Origin of the sequence: Accumulibacter sp., assembly GCF_029255145.1 — a bacterium.
GTDB lineage: Bacteria > Pseudomonadota > Gammaproteobacteria > Burkholderiales > Rhodocyclaceae > Accumulibacter.
In genome coordinates, this window is the sequence record NZ_JAPUVQ010000126.1 from 1 (window position 1) to 18493 (window position 18493).

16 protein-coding genes are annotated in these 18493 nt (G+C 62.1%); 3 read left to right on the forward strand and 13 right to left on the reverse strand.

The annotated features are described in order from the left end of the window. Window positions 1-557 precede the first annotated feature (557 nt). From lon to tig, 4 genes are all read right to left on the reverse strand, one after another. Window positions 558-2978, reverse strand: coding sequence for an endopeptidase La (lon, locus tag Q1L50_RS14655; RefSeq protein WP_300339993.1), 2421 nt, complete (start codon window positions 2976-2978; stop codon window positions 558-560). Between the two features lie 80 nt (window positions 2979-3058). Next, a complete protein-coding gene (gene clpX, locus Q1L50_RS14660) occupies window positions 3059-4330 on the reverse strand; it encodes an ATP-dependent Clp protease ATP-binding subunit ClpX (protein WP_300339994.1) in 1272 nt (423 codons plus the stop codon). A 49-nt stretch (window positions 4331-4379) separates the two neighbouring features. Continuing rightward, window positions 4380-5009: an ATP-dependent Clp endopeptidase proteolytic subunit ClpP gene (clpP, locus tag Q1L50_RS14665; RefSeq protein WP_300339996.1), complete on the reverse strand. Its 630-nt coding sequence runs from the start codon at window positions 5007-5009 to the stop codon at window positions 4380-4382. A gap of 32 nt (window positions 5010-5041) precedes the next feature. Next, on the reverse strand, window positions 5042-6382 hold the full coding sequence (gene tig, locus Q1L50_RS14670; protein ID WP_300339997.1) for a trigger factor: 1341 nt from the start codon (window positions 6380-6382) through the stop codon (window positions 5042-5044). Window positions 6383-6967: 585 nt separating this feature from the next. On the opposite strand from tig, the gene Q1L50_RS14675 reads away from it, so the two are divergent. From Q1L50_RS14675 to Q1L50_RS14685, 3 genes are read left to right on the forward strand one after another with little or no spacing between them, the layout of a single operon-like run. After that, entirely contained in the window at window positions 6968-7276 is a 309-nt protein-coding gene (locus tag Q1L50_RS14675; protein ID WP_300339999.1) for a hypothetical protein, read from the forward strand. After that, entirely contained in the window at window positions 7273-8553 is a 1281-nt protein-coding gene (locus Q1L50_RS14680; RefSeq protein WP_300340001.1) for a ferric reductase-like transmembrane domain-containing protein, read from the forward strand. Before Q1L50_RS14675 ends, Q1L50_RS14680 begins: the two co-directional genes overlap by 4 nt. Next, window positions 8550-8957 (forward strand): cytochrome b5-like heme/steroid binding domain-containing protein, encoded by a 408-nt coding sequence (locus Q1L50_RS14685; protein WP_300340003.1) that lies wholly within the window; start codon window positions 8550-8552, stop codon window positions 8955-8957. Before Q1L50_RS14680 ends, Q1L50_RS14685 begins: the two co-directional genes overlap by 4 nt. A 64-nt stretch (window positions 8958-9021) precedes the next feature. Here Q1L50_RS14685 and Q1L50_RS14690 read toward each other — a convergent pair whose 3' ends face one another. The 9 genes from Q1L50_RS14690 to Q1L50_RS14730 all read right to left on the reverse strand — a co-directional run bounded on the left by Q1L50_RS14690 (window position 9022) and on the right by Q1L50_RS14730 (window position 18117). After that, complete coding sequence (locus Q1L50_RS14690) at window positions 9022-10992, reverse strand: tetratricopeptide repeat protein (RefSeq protein ID WP_300340005.1); 1971 nt, start codon at window positions 10990-10992, stop codon at window positions 9022-9024. A gap of 252 nt (window positions 10993-11244) precedes the next feature. Beyond that, on the reverse strand, window positions 11245-11652 hold the full coding sequence (locus Q1L50_RS14695) for a hypothetical protein (RefSeq protein WP_300340007.1): 408 nt from the start codon (window positions 11650-11652) through the stop codon (window positions 11245-11247). 573 nt (window positions 11653-12225) lie between these two features. Then, on the reverse strand, window positions 12226-12459 hold the full coding sequence (locus tag Q1L50_RS14700) for a hypothetical protein (RefSeq protein WP_366145243.1): 234 nt from the start codon (window positions 12457-12459) through the stop codon (window positions 12226-12228). Between the two features lie 303 nt (window positions 12460-12762). Next, complete coding sequence (gene phaC, locus Q1L50_RS14705; RefSeq protein WP_300340009.1) at window positions 12763-13869, reverse strand: class III poly(R)-hydroxyalkanoic acid synthase subunit PhaC; 1107 nt, start codon at window positions 13867-13869, stop codon at window positions 12763-12765. Between the two features lie 68 nt (window positions 13870-13937). After that, window positions 13938-15017, reverse strand: a complete 1080-nt coding sequence (locus Q1L50_RS14710; protein ID WP_300340011.1) for a poly(R)-hydroxyalkanoic acid synthase subunit PhaE — start codon at window positions 15015-15017, stop codon at window positions 13938-13940. Between the two features lie 139 nt (window positions 15018-15156). Then, window positions 15157-15576 (reverse strand): MaoC family dehydratase, encoded by a 420-nt coding sequence (locus Q1L50_RS14715; RefSeq protein ID WP_300340013.1) that lies wholly within the window; start codon window positions 15574-15576, stop codon window positions 15157-15159. Between the two features lie 10 nt (window positions 15577-15586). Next, window positions 15587-16027 carry a MaoC family dehydratase N-terminal domain-containing protein gene (locus tag Q1L50_RS14720; protein WP_300340014.1) on the reverse strand — a complete coding sequence of 147 codons (441 nt, stop codon included), beginning with the start codon at window positions 16025-16027 and terminating at the stop codon, window positions 15587-15589. Window positions 16028-16094: 67 nt separating this feature from the next. Continuing rightward, on the reverse strand, window positions 16095-17276 hold the full coding sequence (locus Q1L50_RS14725) for an acetyl-CoA C-acyltransferase (RefSeq protein ID WP_300340016.1): 1182 nt from the start codon (window positions 17274-17276) through the stop codon (window positions 16095-16097). 73 nt (window positions 17277-17349) lie between these two features. Continuing rightward, on the reverse strand, window positions 17350-18117 hold the full coding sequence (locus Q1L50_RS14730) for a 3-hydroxyacyl-CoA dehydrogenase (protein ID WP_300340017.1): 768 nt from the start codon (window positions 18115-18117) through the stop codon (window positions 17350-17352). Window positions 18118-18493 lie beyond the last annotated feature (376 nt).

The following is an 18493-nucleotide window of genomic DNA, read 5'->3' on the forward strand; positions in this document are numbered from 1 at the left end:
CGATAAAAGCTTTCCAGAACACCACAAAGCCAACCCGCCAACCTCATCCGCCACCGGAAATCCAATCCCGTTACACTACCCCTCTAAACCATCAGCCCGCCTCGCTACCTCCCCGAGATCTTCCCCCCTTCAGGCTCATACCTGAATTGGAAAATACTGCACCAGCACCACCTGAAAGCAAGAATTCCAGAGTCAGTGAACGGTCATGCCCGGGGTTTTTGAGGAGTTACCATTTAAACATGTAACAACATGTTTTTAAATTAATAACCTTATCGTTACATGCCTACGCGTTCGGGCGGAATACGGCCTTATGCAATCACATCGATGATGCGTGGAGGATCCGTCAGGGCTGGCGAGCGCGGAATGAACGACGGCGGAAGGCTGCGCGTACGCTGACGCCCCATCCATCGCTCACTCACAGGCGACTCGCCGGGTGGGCGCAGCACGACACGGCCACCCCGGCGTAACGACGCTCGCCTGCGCCCGACCGGCCACCGCGTCGCGCAGGCGGAACGCCCCCGAAACAGGAACCGATCCCCGAGCCGTGGCCACCCGACTCAGTGAGTGACCAACACCTGTCCGGCAGCACTGTCCGCAGGTCCTCCGGCAACAGCCGGTGTTGGGGTCACCTCTCCGGACAGCGGCTCCGGCTTGCGCTCAAGCGCCAACTCGAGAACCTTATCGATCCACCTGACCGGAATGATCTCCAGCTTGTTCTTGATGTTGTCCGGAATCTCGGCGAGATCCCGTACGTTTTCCTCTGGAATCAGCACCCGCGCCAAGCCGCCCCGGACCGCCGCCAGGAGTTTTTCCTTCAGTCCGCCAATTGGCAACACTTCGCCACGCAGGGTGATCTCGCCGGTCATCGCCACGTCGCAGCACACCGGAATGCCGGTGAGTACCGACACCAGCGCCGTACAGATCCCGACCCCAGCAGACGGCCCGTCCTTGGGAATGGCACCCTCCGGGAGATGGATGTGAATATCGCTCTTCTGGTAGAAATCGTGATCGATCCCCAGCGACGCAGCCCGCTTGCGCACTACGGAGACCGCCGCCTGGACCGATTCCTGCATTACTTCACCGAGCTTGCCGGTGGTAATTGTCTTGCCCTTGCCCGGCAAGACCACCGACTCGATGGTCAGCAGTTCACCGCCGACTTCGGTCCAAGCCAGGCCGGTAACCTGGCCAACCTGGTTTTCGCGCTCGGCAACGCCGAAGTTGAAACGGCGAACGCCGAGGAATTTGTCCAGATTGCGCGCGCTGACCGCAACTTTCAACTGGCTCCTGCGGAGTAGCAGCGTCTTCACCACCTTGCGACAGATTTTTGAGATGTCGCGCTCCAGCGATCGCACGCCCGCCTCACGGGTATAGTAGCGAACGATGTCGCGCAGTGCACTCTCGGCCACCGTCAATTCGCTGGTCCGTAGCCCGTTGTTCTTCATCTGCTTCGGCAGCAGATAGCGCTGGGCGATGTTGACCTTCTCGTCTTCGGTATAGCCCGAGAGCCTGATCACTTCCATGCGATCGAGCAACGGCGCCGGTATGTTCAGTGTATTGGCGGTAGCCACGAACATCACTTCCGACAGATCGTACTCGACTTCGACGTAGTGATCGACGAAAGTCGAGTTCTGCTCTGGATCGAGTACCTCGAGCAAGGCCGAACTCGGATCGCCGCGAAAGTCCTGACCCATCTTGTCGACTTCATCCAGCAGGAAGAGCGGGTTCTTGACGCCGATCTTGCTCATGTTCTGCAGAATCTTACCGGGCATCGAACCGATATAGGTCCGCCGATGGCCGCGAATCTCGGCCTCGTCGCGAACGCCGCCTAGGCTCATGCGAACAAACTTTCGACCCGTGGCCCGTGCGATCGACTGCCCGAGCGAAGTCTTGCCAACGCCGGGTGGGCCCACCAGACAAAGAATTGGCGCCTTGAGACGATCAACCCGCTGCTGCACGGCAAGATACTCGATGATCCGCTCCTTGACCTTTTCCAGCCCCCAGTGGTCAGTGTCGAGGATCTTCCCGGCTGCCGCCAGGTCCTTGCTGGTTCGCGTCCGCCGCCGCCAGGGGAGGCCGATCAGCGTCTCAATGAAATTGCGCACCACCGTGGCCTCGGCCGACATCGGCGACATCAGCTTGAGCTTGCGAAGCTCGGACTGGGCCTTGGCAAGCCCTTCCTTGCCCATCCCCGCGGCCGCGACCTTCCGGTCGAGGTCCTCCATGTCAGCGCCGTCTTCACCCTCGCCGAGTTCCTTCTGGATCGCTTTGACCTGCTCGTTGAGGTAATACTCGCGCTGACTCTTTTCCATCTGGCGCTTGACGCGACCGCGGATACGTTTCTCGACTTGCAGAATATCGATCTCGGCTTCGAGTTGCGTCAGCAGCCGCTCGATGCGCGCGCGGATGTCGAACATCTCGAGCACTTCCTGCTTCTGTTCCAGCTTCAGCGGCAGGTGCGCAGCAATGGTATCGGCCAGCCGCCCGGCCTCTTCAATGCCCGCGATCGAGGTCAGAATCTCCGGCGGAATCTTCTTGTTGAGCTTGACGTACTGGTCGAACTGCGCAATCACCGCGCGCCGCAAAGCCTCCACCTCATGGTTCGGGTCATCGTCGGCGACGACGGGGCGAGCCCGCGCAAAGAACATGTCGTCGCGGGATTCGATAGTCTCCAGACGCGCGCGCTGCGCACCTTCGACGAGCACCTTGACGGTGCCATCGGGGAGCTTCAGCATCTGCAGAATGTTGGCCACACAGCCGATATCGTACAAATCATCGGCTTCGGGCTCATCCTTGACGGCCGACTTCTGGGCGACAAGCAGGATGCTCTTGCCCGCCTCCATCGCCACTTCAAGGGCCTTGATCGACTTCGGCCGTCCGACAAACAGTGGAATTACCATGTGCGGAAAAACCACCACGTCGCGCAGGGGCAGCAGCGGCAGTTCGACTGGCTCGGTAGCCAGCTTGGGGGTTGCAGACATTTGTGCCCTTTAGGTTGAGGTCCATGCCCTCAAATGGTGGCACGAACCCGTATTTCAAGCCGCAGGCCGCGGCCAGCACATCAGTTGCCGCCAGAAACCTTGGCTTGCCCTGCGTAGATCAGGATGGGCTGCGCATCGCCAAGAATCGTGTTCTCGTCGATGACGACTTCTGAGACATTGTCCATTCCCGGGAGTTCGTACATGGTGTCCAGCAAGACCGACTCCAGAATCGACCGCAGGCCGCGTGCGCCGGTCTTCCGCTCGAGCGCTCTCTTGGCAATCGCCGTCATCGCCGCCGGGCGTATTTCGAGCGCCACGCCTTCCATCGCGAACAGCTTCTGGTACTGCTTTACCAGCGCATTCTTGGGCTCAACGAGAATTTCCACCAACGCCGCAGCCGACAGTTCCTCGAGCGTGGCAAGTACTGGCAGTCGCCCGATCAACTCGGGGATCAGGCCGAACTTGATCAGGTCCTCGGGCTCGACGCTACGCAGCACCTCGCCGACCGCCTTCTTGTTGTCCTTGCTCTTGACCTCGGCACCAAAGCCGATCCCGCCGCGCTCCGAGCGCGCGCGAATGACCTTTTCGAGACCATCGAAGGCGCCACCACAAACGAACAGGATGTTGGTCGTATCGACCTGGACGAAGTCCTGGTTCGGGTGTTTGCGCCCACCCTGCGGCGGCACCGAAGCGACCGTTCCTTCGATCAGCTTGAGCAGCGCCTGTTGCACGCCCTCGCCCGACACATCGCGGGTGATCGACGGGTTGTCGGACTTCCGCGAGATCTTGTCGATCTCGTCGATATAAACGATCCCGCGCTGCGCTTTCTCGGTATCGTAGTCAGCCTTCTGCAGCAACTTCTGAATGATATTCTCGACGTCCTCGCCGACGTAACCAGCTTCGGTCAGAGTCGTCGCGTCGGCCATCACGAAGGGCACATCGAGCATCCGGGCAAGCGTTTGCGCCAACAGCGTCTTGCCCGATCCGGTCGGGCCGATCAACAGGATGTTGCTCTTGGCCAGTTCGACGTCGTCGCCCGACTTGCCGTGATGACGCAGTCGCTTGTAATGATTGTAGACCGCCACCGACAGAATCCGCTTGGCCTGATCCTGACCAATCACGTACTGATCAAGGAGCGCAGCGATTTCCTTGGGGGTTGGCAGGTCCCCATCGGCACCCTTGCCGCCCTGGTCGCCGGCAATTTCGTCGCGGACGATATCGTTGCAGAGTTCGATGCACTCGTCGCAGATGAACACCGACGGCCCGGCAATCAGTTTCTTCACCTCATGCTGGCTCTTGCCGCAGAACGAGCAGTAGAGCAGCTTCTCGCTGCCACTTTTCTTTTCCGTCATCTCGACCTACCTCACTGTCAATCCGTATGGAGACGATCGGGATGCGACGTCAAGCCGCGTCCCGATTGGCCAACACCTTGTCGATCAGACCATACTCGACCGCTTCCTGGGCCGACAGGAAATTGTCGCGGTCGGTGTCGCGTTCAATTCGCTCGATCGCCTGTCCGGTGTGATGCGCCATCAACTCATTGAGCTTGGCGCGCAACGACAGGATTTCCTTGGCATGAATCGCGATGTCCGAAGCCTGCCCCTGGAAGCCGCCCATCGGCTGGTGAATCATCACCCGCGAATTAGGCAGGGCGAAACGTTTGCCACGCGCGCCGGCAGTGAGCAGAAAAGCGCCCATCGAGCAGGCCTGCCCCATGCACAGGGTCGACACTTCGGGCTTGATGAACTGCATCGTGTCGTAAATCGACAAGCCGGCCGACACCGATCCACCCGGAGAGTTGATGTAAAAATGAACGTCCTTGTCCGGATTCTCGGCTTCCAGAAAGAGTAGCTGCGCCACCACCAGATTGGCCGTTACATCATTTACCGGGCCAACCAGGAAGATCACCCGTTCCTTCAGCAAGCGCGAGTAGATGTCGTAGGCCCGTTCGCCACGACCGCTCTGCTCGATCACCATCGGTACCAGACCCAGTCCCTGCGGATTCCAGCGGCTGACGTGGTCAATGCTCATCTCGACTCCTCTGCATGCAGACCCCTGCCTATTCAGGATGTCTGGCCCATCAATTCAGCGAAGACCGCCGGCTTGTCACGCACCGTCACGCCAGCCAGCATCCAGGCAACCACGTTGGCCTCGATTGCTGCGCTCTCGAAGTCACCGAGTCGCTCGGGCTGCGCATAGTACCAGCGGATAACCTCTTGCGGATGCGCGTAACTTTGCGCCGCGTCTTCGACCAGCGCGCGCACCTGCTCCGGTCTCGCCTGCAGTTCGTTGTGCTTGACGATCTCGGCAAGGATCAGCCCGAGGCGTACCCTGCGCTCCGCCTGTTCGACAAACCACTCGCGTTGCATCGGCACGTCCTTCACCTTCATCCCGCGCTGTTCCATATCGTGGCGTGCCAACTGCGTCAGGCGCTCGATCTCCCTCTCAACCAGCGCCATCGGGACATCGATCGGGTTGGCCTGCAGCAGCGAGTCCATCACCTGCGCCGTGATCTTGGCCTGCAAGCGCTTCTTCACCTCGCGCCGGAGGTTGGCCTCGATCTCGTCATGCATCTTGGCGAGATCGCCGTCGTCCACCCCGAGCGACTTAGCGAATTCGGCGTCGACTTCGGGCAAAATCGGTTCCCCGACTTCCTTGACGGTGATCTCGAAGGTCACCGTCTGACCCGCGAGTTCCCTGGAGAAGTACTCGGCCGGGAAGGTCATCTCGAAGGACTTGCTTTCGCCCGGACGGGTACCAACCACGGCGTTCTCGAAGTCAGGCAACATCCGTCCTTCGCCGAGCACGAACTGGTAATCCTGGCCCTGACCACCCTGAAATGGGACGCCATCCTTCTTGCCGAGAAAATCGATGCTCACCCGATCGGCATTGGCTGCAGCGCGGTCGACAAGCTCATAGCGCACACGCTGCTTGCGCAGGATCTCAATGGTGCCCTCGATTTCGACAGGGCCGACATCAAGAACCGGCCGTTCGATTTCCAGATGGCCGATATCGCTCAGCGTGATTTCCGGAAACACCTCGAAAGTCGCCGAGAACTCGATGTGCGACGTGCTGCCGTCATTCTTCGCCTCGATCTTGGGGGTACCTGCAACGCGCAGACGCTGCGCCGTCACGGCATCGCTGAGCAAGCCCTTGAGCGCTTCGCTCAAGGCGTCGTTGCGCGCCTGATCGCCATACTGCTGCCTGATGATATGTGCCGGCACCTTGCCTGGGCGGAAGCCCGACATCTTCATGTTCCTGCCGAGACGCTTCAGGCGCAGGTCGACGTCTTTTTCGAGATCAGCAATGGCTATTGACAGGTCAATGCGCCGCTCAAGCGCGCTTGTCGCCGCTATGCCAGGGGCGGGTGCATCGGTGTCGGTATTGGCAGCGTTCGTTTCCATTAAGAATCCTTGTGATACGGGCTGAAAGGTGGGTGGACCCTGGCTTCGCGGAAAAACCCGACCGTTCAGGCAAAGCTGGACGGGGCAGCCACACCGAAGAGGCGGTCAGCATGCTGCTTGCAAGCAATGCTTCGAAACCAGGAGAATTCACGTTGCAACGGTTCGTCACGAGTGCTTGCGAAGCACCAACAGGCCGGCAAACAGAGCATCTGGAGACTCCTCCGAGTCCGTTTCGCGTCCACATCCGCACGGTCATTGCGCCGCGCTGCATACGAAAAGCACACGATTCTACAGCAATACTTCCAGGGTCGAAACCCGTCGAGCGCACGCAGGCGACCGCCAGGTGCCCGCGACAGCACGGCACGGTGCATCGTACCCGAGGCGCGCGACTTGTCCCCGCTACCGGAAGCAGGCATGATGATTCCCGCGTGATGAGCTCAACGCTGCAGCGCAATCGGAGCTCGTCAGACTCATGGCGAGGCGAGGTCGTCGATTCATCGCCGCCTTCCTCCGACAGCAGAGCACGCCCGGCACCGGCCTTTGGCCCCGGCGTCGGGAACTGGATTCACGGTACGACACCTGGCGATGACCGAACTTGCTCGCATGACCCTGCTGGCTTACGCGCTGTGGCTGCCCTTGGTCGCTGACGCCCTGGCCGACGGTCCCTGGCACGCCGCTCGCCAGAACACTTATGGCTGGCAGTTCATGACTCCGGACGAGCGCGTCGAGCACCAGCGGCAGATGCGCAGCTTCGCCACATACCAGGACTGCAAGGCATATCAGAACGGTCACCACGCCGAAATGGCCGAGCGCGCCCGCCAGGCCGGGGTCGTCCTCGAACAGCCGCGCGAATCGGGCTGCGAGAAACTGCGCGCCCGTGGCCGACTGCAGTGACCGGCGCACGCCTGGCCACCGCCCGGCGCGCGCTCGCGCCGCTGGCCGCTATGTCGATCACGCTCGCGGGTGTTGGCTGGGCCTTCCCAGACGGCCTGACGCCGTGGCGCAGCGTCGGCATCGTCAGCGGCTGGGCGGGGACTGGCCTGCTGGTTGCCAGCCTGCTGCTGATGGTCCGCGAGGCCCGCCTGGCAAAGCTGCTGGGCGGCCTTGAACTGAGCTATCGCTGGCATCACCGCTGCGGTCTGCTGGCCTACCTGCTGCTGCTCTGCCACCCGCTGGCGCTGGCGCTCGACGGCTGGGCGGAAGCACCACCGCTGGCCTGGCAGACGCTCGATCCGCGCGCGCAGTCGTGGCCACTGTGGCTGGGCTGGGGCGGGCTGCTGCTGCTGATGCTCGGCCTGACGACGACTTTCGCCATGCAGCTCCCCTACCGGCGCTGGCGCAGCTTTCATTTCGTTCTCGGCGCCGGCGTCGTGCTCGGCCTGACGCACGTCTACGTCCTGCTCGGCAATGACCGGCTGCTGCTGACCCTGCTGTTGCTGGCGATGGCCGCACTGGGCTGGCGCCTGCTGGCCAGCGACCTTGGTCTGGCGGCTCACCCCTATCGGGTGACACAGGTCGAGGCGCGCGCGACAGGAATGATCGAAGCGGCGCTGGCACCCTGCGCCGCGGCGCTGGCGGTAAGTCCCGGGCAGTTCGTCCTGGCCGCCTTCGGCGACGGAGTCCACTACCGCGGCTGCGGCGAATACCATCCGTTCACCGTCAGCGGCATCGACGACCAGGGCCGCCTGCGGGTCAGCGTCAAGGCGCTGGGCCCCTGCTCCCGCCGAATCCAGACCATCGAACCCGGGGTGCTGGTGCAGCTCGAGGGACCGTTCGGCAGCTTTCTGGACGAAGTGCATGCCGCGCCGCAACTCTGGGTAGCCGGCGGCATCGGCATCACCCCGTTCATCGCCGCACTGCGCGCCAACCGCTGCCGGCAGCCGACCACCCTGATCTACCTCTATCGCCGCGATCGCCATGGTGGCGATGCCGCCTTTCTCGACGAGCTCTGCCTCCTGGCCAGCCAGGACCAACAGCTCGAACTGGTGATCGATGCTTCCGACGAGGGCCCGCCCGCCGTCGACCGACTGCTGGACGAGGTCTCCCGCCTGGCCGAAAGGCAAGTCCAGATGTGCGGACCAGCGGCGCTGCTGGCGGCGCTCACCCCGGCTCTTCGGCGGCGTGGGGTTGCGGACGGCGCGATCCATTTCGAGAGCTTCGACTTCCGATGACCCGCCGCCTGTTCATCCTTGCCACGCTATCGTTCTGGCTCGCCGTCGTCGGCTTCGCCGCCAGCCACTGGTGGCTGCCGGCCAGGGTGGCGGAGACGGCGTTAGCCACCCCGGCTTCGGCAGCTGGCGATCCGACAACTGCCGCCACGGCCGACGCGTCGCGCTCGCTCGCCGAAGTCGGCAGGCACCGGGAAGCCGACGATTGCTGGATGGCAATCAACGGCGAAGTGTACGACCTGAGCCGCTACCTTCCCGAGCACCCCAGCGACCCCGAAGTCATTCTCGCCTGGTGCGGCCGCGAAGCAAGCCAGGCTTACCAGACCAAAGGCAGGGGACGGCCCCACTCGGCGCGCGCCGACCGACTGCTGGCCGAGTACCGGATCGCCAGACTGCAGCAACCGTGATGCGGGTGCCGTCGCCGCGTCGTGCGCAGCTGCGCCCTGGAGCGTCCCACCGGCGCCGCCGCGCTCACCACAGCGTCCGCGTATCGATCCAACTCACCCGTCCGGTCCGCCGCTTGACTTCCTGATACATGTGCGCCGTACCTCCCAGGCCGTCGCCGCCACCGCCATTCCAAAGACAGACGAAGCGTACCTTGTCGATACCACAGGCCAGAGCGGTGTATAGCAGCCAGAGGTTGCAGCGCTCGAAAGCGTTCGCCTCCTCGCCACGAAGGTCTTTCGGCAGGGTACCGAGTTCAGCCGGCATGATCAGCGGCTGATTGTCGATGCCTCTGGTCAGGCTGAAGTAGCGTTGTCGCCAGTGTTCGCCATTGCTGGCCGGCAAGACCGAGCGCTCGATAAATTCAGGTTCGTCGAAGGGCAGCATCGCTTGCAGGCGGACGCCGCGCGCCTGGCAAGCCTCAAGGAACAGCAGGTCGCCGCCGCTGGCCGCCTGCGCCAGTGCCAGGTCGCCCGGGCCGACAGCGAGCCGGTCGAGGGTCTCGGCGATCTTTTCGGCGGCGAGATGCTCGCACTCCGCCGGGAAGCGCGCTGGCTGACGCCCGGGCGCGTCAACCATGTGGCCGCTGAACAGCAGCACCTGCCTCGGTTCGAAAGGCGGACTGCTGCGCGCGATCTCGCGTTCGACGATGGTCAGTGCGACGGACGTCTCGGCGGGGCGAAAGTCGATGTCGCGTAGCAGCGCCAGCGTCTCCCGACTCGAATCAAGCGCGAACCAGTCACGGTTGGCGGCCGCGACCATGTTGCCGTACTCCTCGCGAACGCTTTCGAGCGAATTGACCAACAGGCACAACTGCGCATAACTGGCGCGCGCTGCGTAGCTCTTGCGGTCGCGCTCCTGTGCGGTCAGGCTGGCCCACAACACGCCACCAGTGAGATTGTCAATCACCGTCCGGCTGCTCTTTCCGGCACAGTGCTGGCGCAGCACTTGCAGCGTCAGGGCATTGATCCCCGAGACGTGATGCGCCGGATCGGCGACGAAGGCGCCGTAATAGGGCTCGATCGCCGCGCCGAGAGCGGCATTCTCCTGGCTGGCGGCAGTATGCATCTGAGCGGGCGTCAGGCCCGGCTGCCGCCAGCGCGAAGTCCAGTTTTCCATCTCGACACGGCCGGCGAGTGCCCAGCATTCGGGATCGCGCGGGTAATCGTGGGTGAGCTGTCGGACCCATTCGCGGGCTTCATCATAGCGCCCCAGGGTGCACAGGCAGACGGCCTTCTGTTCACGGCTCGTCTGGTCGTCGGGATCGACGCCCAGCGCCGTTTCGAACTGCTCCAGCGCCAGCTCGTACTGCTTGAGCTTGAGTAGCGCATGGCCGGCGCTGCGCTTGCCTTCCAGGCGAAGGGCGCGCACCGGTGTTTCGTCGGCGAGCACCAGGATATCGCCGGGACGGTTCTTCTGACGCGCGACTTCCATCCGCCGCGACCAGTTGGCGAAGGTGTCCGAAAACTCGTTGCGCTCGACCAGCAACAGTTGCCGCCATGGCGGTTGCTCTAGGTTCGGAATCAACTGAAAAACCGGGCTCACCTTTCGCCGCGTCGAACTGGCCATGCTGGCACGGACCATCGCCGTCAGCGCCGCGCAGTCCACCGCCAGTGTCGCCGGATCGGGCGCACCATCGCGCAGCGCGTAGCGCAGCTTGCGGTCGGTATAAATGTCGAAAGGCTGTTCGGGCCGCGGCCCCTGCACCAGCACCACGCCGCGCGCGCGCAGCGCGTGCCGGACGCCCAGTTCGTACCAGACGTTCGGATTGTCGAGCGTCAGGTCGGCAACCACCAGATCGGCGAGCAGCAGCTCCTGGAACAGATCGGCCCGGATATCGCCGGCGCGCAGTTCCTGGTCGGCCCTGAAGACTTCGAGACCAGCGGTCTCCAGGGCCGGCTGGAGATATTCGACGTAGACCCGATTGAAGTCGATCGGCTGCCCGTCGTGCCCCAGCTTGCTGCCGAAGGGCATGGCGACGAAGGCGTGTGGTTTCATGGACGTCTCCTGCAGGAACGCGGCGGCTGGCCGAAGACGCCTGGAGCGGCGAAACCGGCGCCAATGTGTCAGGCGAAACAGGCACCCCCCCGGGCTCCTTGCCTGGCGCTCGAAACCTAACCAAGATAGTCGGCGCGCCGGGCGGCTCCGGCGTGGGAAACCAACGTCAGCGGCATGCCGCCGACGTCAATGAACAATAGGACAACTCACCCCTGGCCGACATCTCGCCTTGCAGCACTTTCACGTCGTAGGTCAGACCTTGCCCATACGAACCTGATTACTCAGCACCACGACCACGTCAATCAGTCTGCCGGGACGGAAAATCGACAGATTGGCGTTCTGCGGGTTGGCCCGAAAGCTGTCCTTGCCTTCACTCGAGAAAGAAACGAATTCGCTGGTGGCCATGCGGCCGGCGACGCGATCAGGGCGATCGGAGAACAGCGTCGCCGAGTTGACGTCCTTCAGGTTCAATTTGCCGTTCGCGTGGCTCATCGCCCTGGCGTTCTCGACAAACAGGAAGTCGTCCATCTTGACCTCGCCATTAGCGGCCGGCTTGGCCACCCCCTCGGGCGCTGCAGACGCGCCGCCAATGACTGCGGTCAATGACGCAGCGGCAAGCAGTAGCGCGGCCGTGACAAAGCGCAATTTGCTGGCAGGCATTTCCTGTGTTCCTCGAAGTGGTTGGGGGTCATGCGAGCAGCTGGGGCAATCGACGGGATAGCCGCACAAGCATCTCCAGGCGCGCCCGTGGCAGACTAGCAGAATCGCGACCAGCCTCCAACTAATTGGCTCGAGAGCACAGAATGAATTGGTCCTCCCAGACAATGCGTGGGGAATCAAGTAGTTACTTGCCGCTCCGAAGCACGGGCCCGGAACTCTGTATAAGGGAGGGATGGAGACTAGTGTTAGGCCCCGCATGAATACAGACTCCCCGGCCCAAGCTTTTCGAGGTTAGAACGATGGCCGAGTACTACGCTGCAACCGGGAGAGCGATCCCGGCGGCAGCGTGGGACGAAGGCCCTACAGATGCGGCAGCGGTGGCGTTTGCCAAAGCGCTTCGGGGCCCTACAGATTCATCTGCCGCTGGTGGTAGCGGCGTAGCTGCACGACGTACTGGCTCTCGCAAGCGGCGGCAAGCTGGTGCAGGAATTCGCTGAGCGCCGCAGCGCTTGCATCGGAGAGCCCATCGGGGAACAGGAAGCAGCAGGGTGGCTTTTTTTTGCAGTTCCTCGATCACCGAGTGCAAGAGATCGTCCGGTAGATGATTGAGCCCGCGCGGCACGGCCGGCCGCGCGCCGTGCGCAGACTTCGCCCGGCGTGCCGCGGCAGCCCCTTGCTGGCCTGACGCACGACCTCCAGGCACGGATCGCTGAGCAGCGTATTGGCGCGACCGGCGCTCCTCAGGCGGTGCTCGATCAGTTGCGCGAAGCGCTCGCGTTCGAACACCGGTTTGGACTGCGCGCGCACCTGAATGCGCCCGGCCAGCCCTGCCGCCGAACATCTATGAACAACAACATTGGCAAAAGACTCATCCCGGTGTCCGAAATAGCTTGACCACTACAGAGTTCTCGCTCACGGCGCTGGCACTCGTCGGACTACAGGCGTGCCACGGCGCGTCGGGACACCGCCGCAGTCGCGCAAACGACAAATGGGAACACCTTGGGGGAACCTCGTACTTACCAATACCCGTACGATTAATATCGCCCAAACGTGCTCCCACCCTGCCGTCAGATTACCCTGCGCCCTGGCGGACGCAACGTGCTGCCGGACTCAAGCGTTGCGTTCGCGCAACCACTTGCCGACCGTCGGCGCCAACACCTTTTGCGACAGGCCACCGGTGTAGATGCCGATGTGTCCGGTGGCAATGGCAAACTCGGTGTAATCCTTGCTGCCGACATACTTGCCGAGGGCGACCGTGCACGGCGGCGGCACAATATGGTCCTTCTCGGCAAAGATGTTGAGGATCGGGATCGTGAGATTCTGGAGGTCGACCTTGCGGCCGCCGATTTCGAGAGTCCCCTTGACGAGTTTGTTGCTCTTGAGGTAGTCGCGGACAAACTCCTTGAACATCTGACCACCGGCGTCGGGCCCACCGAACAGCCACTTTTCCATGCGCAGGAAGTTCTGCAAGGCGTTGCGGTCGTCAAGGATATCGATCACGTCGGCGTACTTGCCGTAGTTCAGGATGAACGGCGAGGCCATCATGAACGACTCGTTGAGCACGCTGGCCGGCACATTGCCATGCACCGCCACCATCTGCTCGACATCTGCCTCGGCACCCATGGTGAACATCAAGCCCTCGTGCGGCTTGTGATTCGCCTTGTAGGCGTCGAAATCAATTGGCGTGACCGTCAAAACCAGATGGCTGATCTTCTCCGGATTGAGCGCCGCATAGGTGGTTGACATTGCTCCACCCTGACAGATGCCCAACAGGGCGATCTTGTCGACGCCATGATGCTGACGGATGAAATCGACGGTGTCGTCGAGGTAGCCGTTGATGTAGTCGTCGATGGTCCTGTACTTGTCGACCTGACGCGGGTAGCCCCAGTTGTTGAGGTAAACGTCGATGCCTTCGTTCAGCAGATTACGCACCAGCGAACGGTCCGGTTGCAGGTCGGCCACCTCGTAGCCGTTAATCAGCGGCGGCACGATCAGCAGCGGCGTCTTCATGATCTTGGCCTGCTCGACCAGCGCGTGGTAATGGTAAACCTCGATCCCGTCCTGCGCGAAAACGACATCTTTCGGCGTGCTGCCGATATCGATATCGTCGTCGGTCAGGTTGGTGAGGTTGCTCACGCCCTTGGCGAGTTTGGCGTTCAGGGCAGCGGATTCAGCGGCCAGGTCGGCGGGAAGAATCTGGATGGGAAAAGAAAACATGGGTAGCAGCCTCCTAAAGGTCTATTAGCTTATCAGCCGAATCAACAAGGTTCTTCAGGCTTCTCGGCTCACTCGCTCTTGGCGCGCCGCGCCGCCGCCGTGCGGGACGTGGCGCCGGCCTTGGGTGCCGCAGCGTGGGTCGTCGGAAGCAGCGCCTTCTTGAGCAGGCGGACCTCTCTCTTGAGGTCGTGGATCACCTGGTAGGTTTGATCCAACTCGGTGCGAGTAGGCATATCCAGACCACGGAAGATGTCCTCGACGACAGCGCGTTGCGCAAGTTTGAACGCATGCTGAGCCTTGGTAAACTCGTTTTGCGTGTCGAGGAACTCCTGCTTGTTGAAGGTCACTAGCAGGGACTTGTCGGCGGTGCGGTACCAGAGACTCATAAGTTGGCGCACGGCCGTGATCTTGTCGCCCTTGGCGGCCACCTTGCCAAGTTCTTCCACAGTCGCTTCGACGGCCGTGGCCAGCGCCTCGGCGAAACGCTTGTGGAACGCCAGACTGGTTTTGCGCAGATCGACGACGGCGTCGACCAGACGCAAGGTCTTTGCGTTCTTCTCGCGCGAAGCACCAAACAGTGGAATCTGGCCCACCCCGCCTACAGCGCTGGCGTCGCCTTCCATCGACAGCAGGCGATTGAGGCCTGCCGTGCCACCGAGCATGGCCTCGCCGAAGTGACCTGACGACGCCGCCTGCATCAAGAACGACAGCCAGGGACCCATCGCTTCCGGCATATCCTTGCTCATGGTGTTACCGAGATTTCCGAGGTGCGAACCCATGCCCATGCTGCGCTGGAGCATGGCCGTCGACTCCTTGGCCCACTGGTCGGCAAAACTCTTGAGATCGGGGCGCCAGTCCTTGTTGGCGTCGAGATTCGGGGCCACGACCTTCATCGACCGAAAAAAGAAATCCATGACGCGATTCATCGCGCCCTGACTGCTGGTCATGCGATCCATCAGCATGCGCGCGGCCTCATTGGTGCCTTTGCTGGCCGACTCAACGCCTTTCTTCACTGCTTCTACGGGGCCTTCGCTGCCGCCTGGGAGATTCTGCAGCATCCCGGACCAGTCGCCCCACATGCGCTTCTGCATATCAGCCCAAGCATTGACGACGCCGCCTAGTTGCTCATTCGGATTATTGCTTTCCACTCGTTCGATCTCCTTTCAGTGTGTCGGACACGCCTACCGAAACGCCAGGCGGATGCCTATCGGTAGACCCAGTGCTCTACAACCAAACTGCGGCCGTCTGGTGACGGCCGCGATCATGCAGCTTCTGGCTATCGCCGTGCTACGCCAGGGCCACCACCGCATCTGCCTTGTGCTTTGCCTCACCCTGCTCGTTGGCGCAGGTCAACTCGAGCCGCACGCATTTCTCGCCGTCCCGCTCCAGTTTCTCGACGATTTTGCCGGTGCAGACCATGCTCTCGCCGACCCAGGTGATCGCCGTAAAGCGCACGCCGAAACTGCGGATCGCCTCCTGCGGCACCCATTGGGTCAGCAAGCGTCCAAGGTAGGCCATACCCAGCATGCCATGGGCGAACACATCCTTCATGCCCTTCGAGCGCACATAGTCCTGGTCGAGGTGCAGGGGATGGTGATCCCCGGAACCCGTTGCATAGAGCGCAAGGGTAAGACGAGACACCGGTTCCGTAGTGAACGAAGGGATCTCGTCGCCCACCTTGAGCGCATCAAAATTCGGTATTGTCATCGACTTTCCCCTATGCCCTGATGACGATCACGGTGCGCAGATCGCACACTGGATCGCCTTGCCGGCTGACCTTGACATCCTTGACGATAAACTGCAAAGCGCCGTTCTTCTTGTCGTAAATATCGGTCACCTGTCCGTCGAAGTCCAGCGTATCGCCCGAATAGACCGGTTTGTAATAGGTGAAAATCTGCTCGCCGTGCAGCATTTTCCCAAAGTCGCAGCCCATGGTCGCGATGTAGTCGAAGGGCTCATCCTTGTCCATGTCCATGCAGAAAAAGAAGGTCGGGGGGACCAGAACGCCCGGCAACCCCGCCTTCCTGGCGGCTTCTTCGTCGAAGTAGATGGGGTTGGTTTCACCCGTCGCCTTGGCGAACCACTTCAGTTGCCACGCCGTCGGGGTCACCGAGTGTGGCGGCACTTTCATGCCTATGTGCTTCTTGTCGATCAACATCTGCTTCGCTCCTCGCCCACCCCGCAACCTGAGGTCAGCGGGGCGGGAATGCTCGTTGACAACTCGATCAGAGAACTTCGATGGCAATCGCGGTCGCTTCACCGCCACCGGCGCACAGGCCGGCGATACCGCGCTTGAGGCCACGCGCCTTGAGTGCGTAGAGCAGTGTCACCAGAATCCGTGACCCGGTGGCGCCGATCGGATGGCCAAGCGCGCAAGCGCCGCCATTGACGTTGACTTTGTCGTGCGACAGTTTGAGGTCGTGCATCGACGCCATGGTCACCGCCGCGAACGCCTCGTTGATTTCCCACAGGTCGACCTCCTCGGCCTGCCAACCGAGTTTCTTCAGGAGGTTCTGAAAGGCAAACACCGGCGCGGTGGTAAACCACGAGGGCTCGTGCGCAAAGGTCGTATGCCCGGCAATCCGTGCCAGCGGCGTGAGCCCGGCGGCCTTGGCATCCGACTCGCGCATCATGACCAAGGCTGCGGCGCCGTCCGAAATGGACGACGAGTTGGCGGGTGTGACCGCTCCGTCCCGCTTGAACACTGGCTTCAGCTTGGAAATCTTCGACGCGTCGCACTTCATCGGCGTTTCGTCGGAATCAACCACGACGTCACCCTTGCGGGTGCTGACGGTAACCGGCGCGATTTCGTCCCTGAAGACGCCACTGGTGACGGCGTTCTGCGCACGCGTCACCGATTCGGCGGCAAAAGCGTCCATCGCTTCACGGGAGAACGCGTACTTGTCCACGCACAGTTCGGCAAACACGCCCATCGGCTTGCCTTGCTCGTAGGCGTCCTCGAGGCCGTCGAGGAACATGTGATCGTGAAGCACGCCATTGCCCAGGCGATAGCCCGAGCGGGCGCTGGTAAGCACGTGCGGCGCATTGGTCATCGACTCCATACCGCCGGCAATGGCGATATTGACCGAACCCGCCAGCAGTTCGTCGTGCGCGATCATGACCGTCTTCTGGGCCGAGCTGCACATCTTCGTCAAGGTGGTGCACGGCACCGACGTCGGCAGACCTGCGCCGAGTACCGCCTGGCGCGCTGGCGCCTGACGTACACCGGCCATCAGGCAGCAGCCCATCAGGGCCTCGTCGATGTCCTCAACTTTGACGCCAGCCTGCTCAACGGCGGCCTTGATCGCGACGGCGCCGAGTTGCGGCGCGGTGACAGCCGAAAACTGGCCCTGGAAGGCCCCTACGGGTGTTCGTTTGGCACCTACAATGACAACTGACTCACTCATTCTGCGCTCCTTTATTGCAACGGCTACTGCCGAATTGAAGTTTGCCACTGGCCGCGGGCCAGGACTACGTCGATTACTTGGAGGCCATCCGGATGGCGCCATCTAGGCGGATCACTTCGCCATTCAGGTAGCCGTTCTCACAGATGTGCTGCACCAGCGCCGCGTATTCGGCGGGCTTGCCCAGACGCGATGGGAACGGCACCATCTGGCCCAGCGAATCCTGTGCGGCCTGCGGCAGACCCTTGAGCATCGGCGTCTCGAAGATTCCTGGAGCAATGGTCACCACACGGATCCCGTGCGCGGCCATCTCGCGCGCTACCGGCAAGGTCAGACCCACTACGCCAGCCTTCGAACAGGCATAGGCGGCCTGGCCAATCTGACCATCGAAAGCAGCAACCGAAGCGGTGTTGACGATGACGCCGCGCTCGCCACCCTCGTTCGGCTGGTTCTTGCTCATCGCCTCGGCTGCCAGACGGATCATGTTGAAGGTTCCGACCAGATTGATGCTCACCACGCGCGCAAAAGTAGCCAGGTCGTGTGGTCCATCGCGGCCCAGCACTTTCTTGGGCGGTGCAACACCGGCGCAGTTGACCAGTCCGTGCAACCCACCGAACTCCTTGACCGCCAGATCGACGGCGGCACGCGCGCTGGCCTCATCGGTCACATCCGTCTTCGCAAAGCGCGCGTTGGCGCCGAGTTGCGCTGCCTGCGCCTCACCGGCGGCTGCGTCCACGTCAACAATGACGACTTTTCCACCAGCGCTCACCAGATTGCTCGCCGTTGCCGCGCCCAGTCCGGAACCTGCTCCCGTTACCAAAAATACGCTACCTTCGATTTGCATTTTTACCCCCAAAAAAATATCGCGACATCACGCGATGTCGCGCTACTGGTCCATGGCGACGTCGATCCTAGCGACCCGACATCGTCACGGGAAAACCCGGCCCGATAGCTGCTGTGAGAGCCTCTTGGTCGCCCGAGTGCCGAACCGGAAACGGCGCTGCCTCTAGCCAAACGACCAGCGTCCGCCCAACACGTTCCGCCACACTTACCGCAGCTGCCTTGGTGTCTGGTACGGGCGGCGAGCAATCCCGGCATTGTCGAATGCCGAGCACTGCCGAGTCAAGCTCGGGAAGCAACCCAAATTCCGCGATTGGAATTCTTGCCGACCTGATGCCAGGGCTCTGCCCTACGCTGGAGCACCTCAAGGCGCGAGTTAG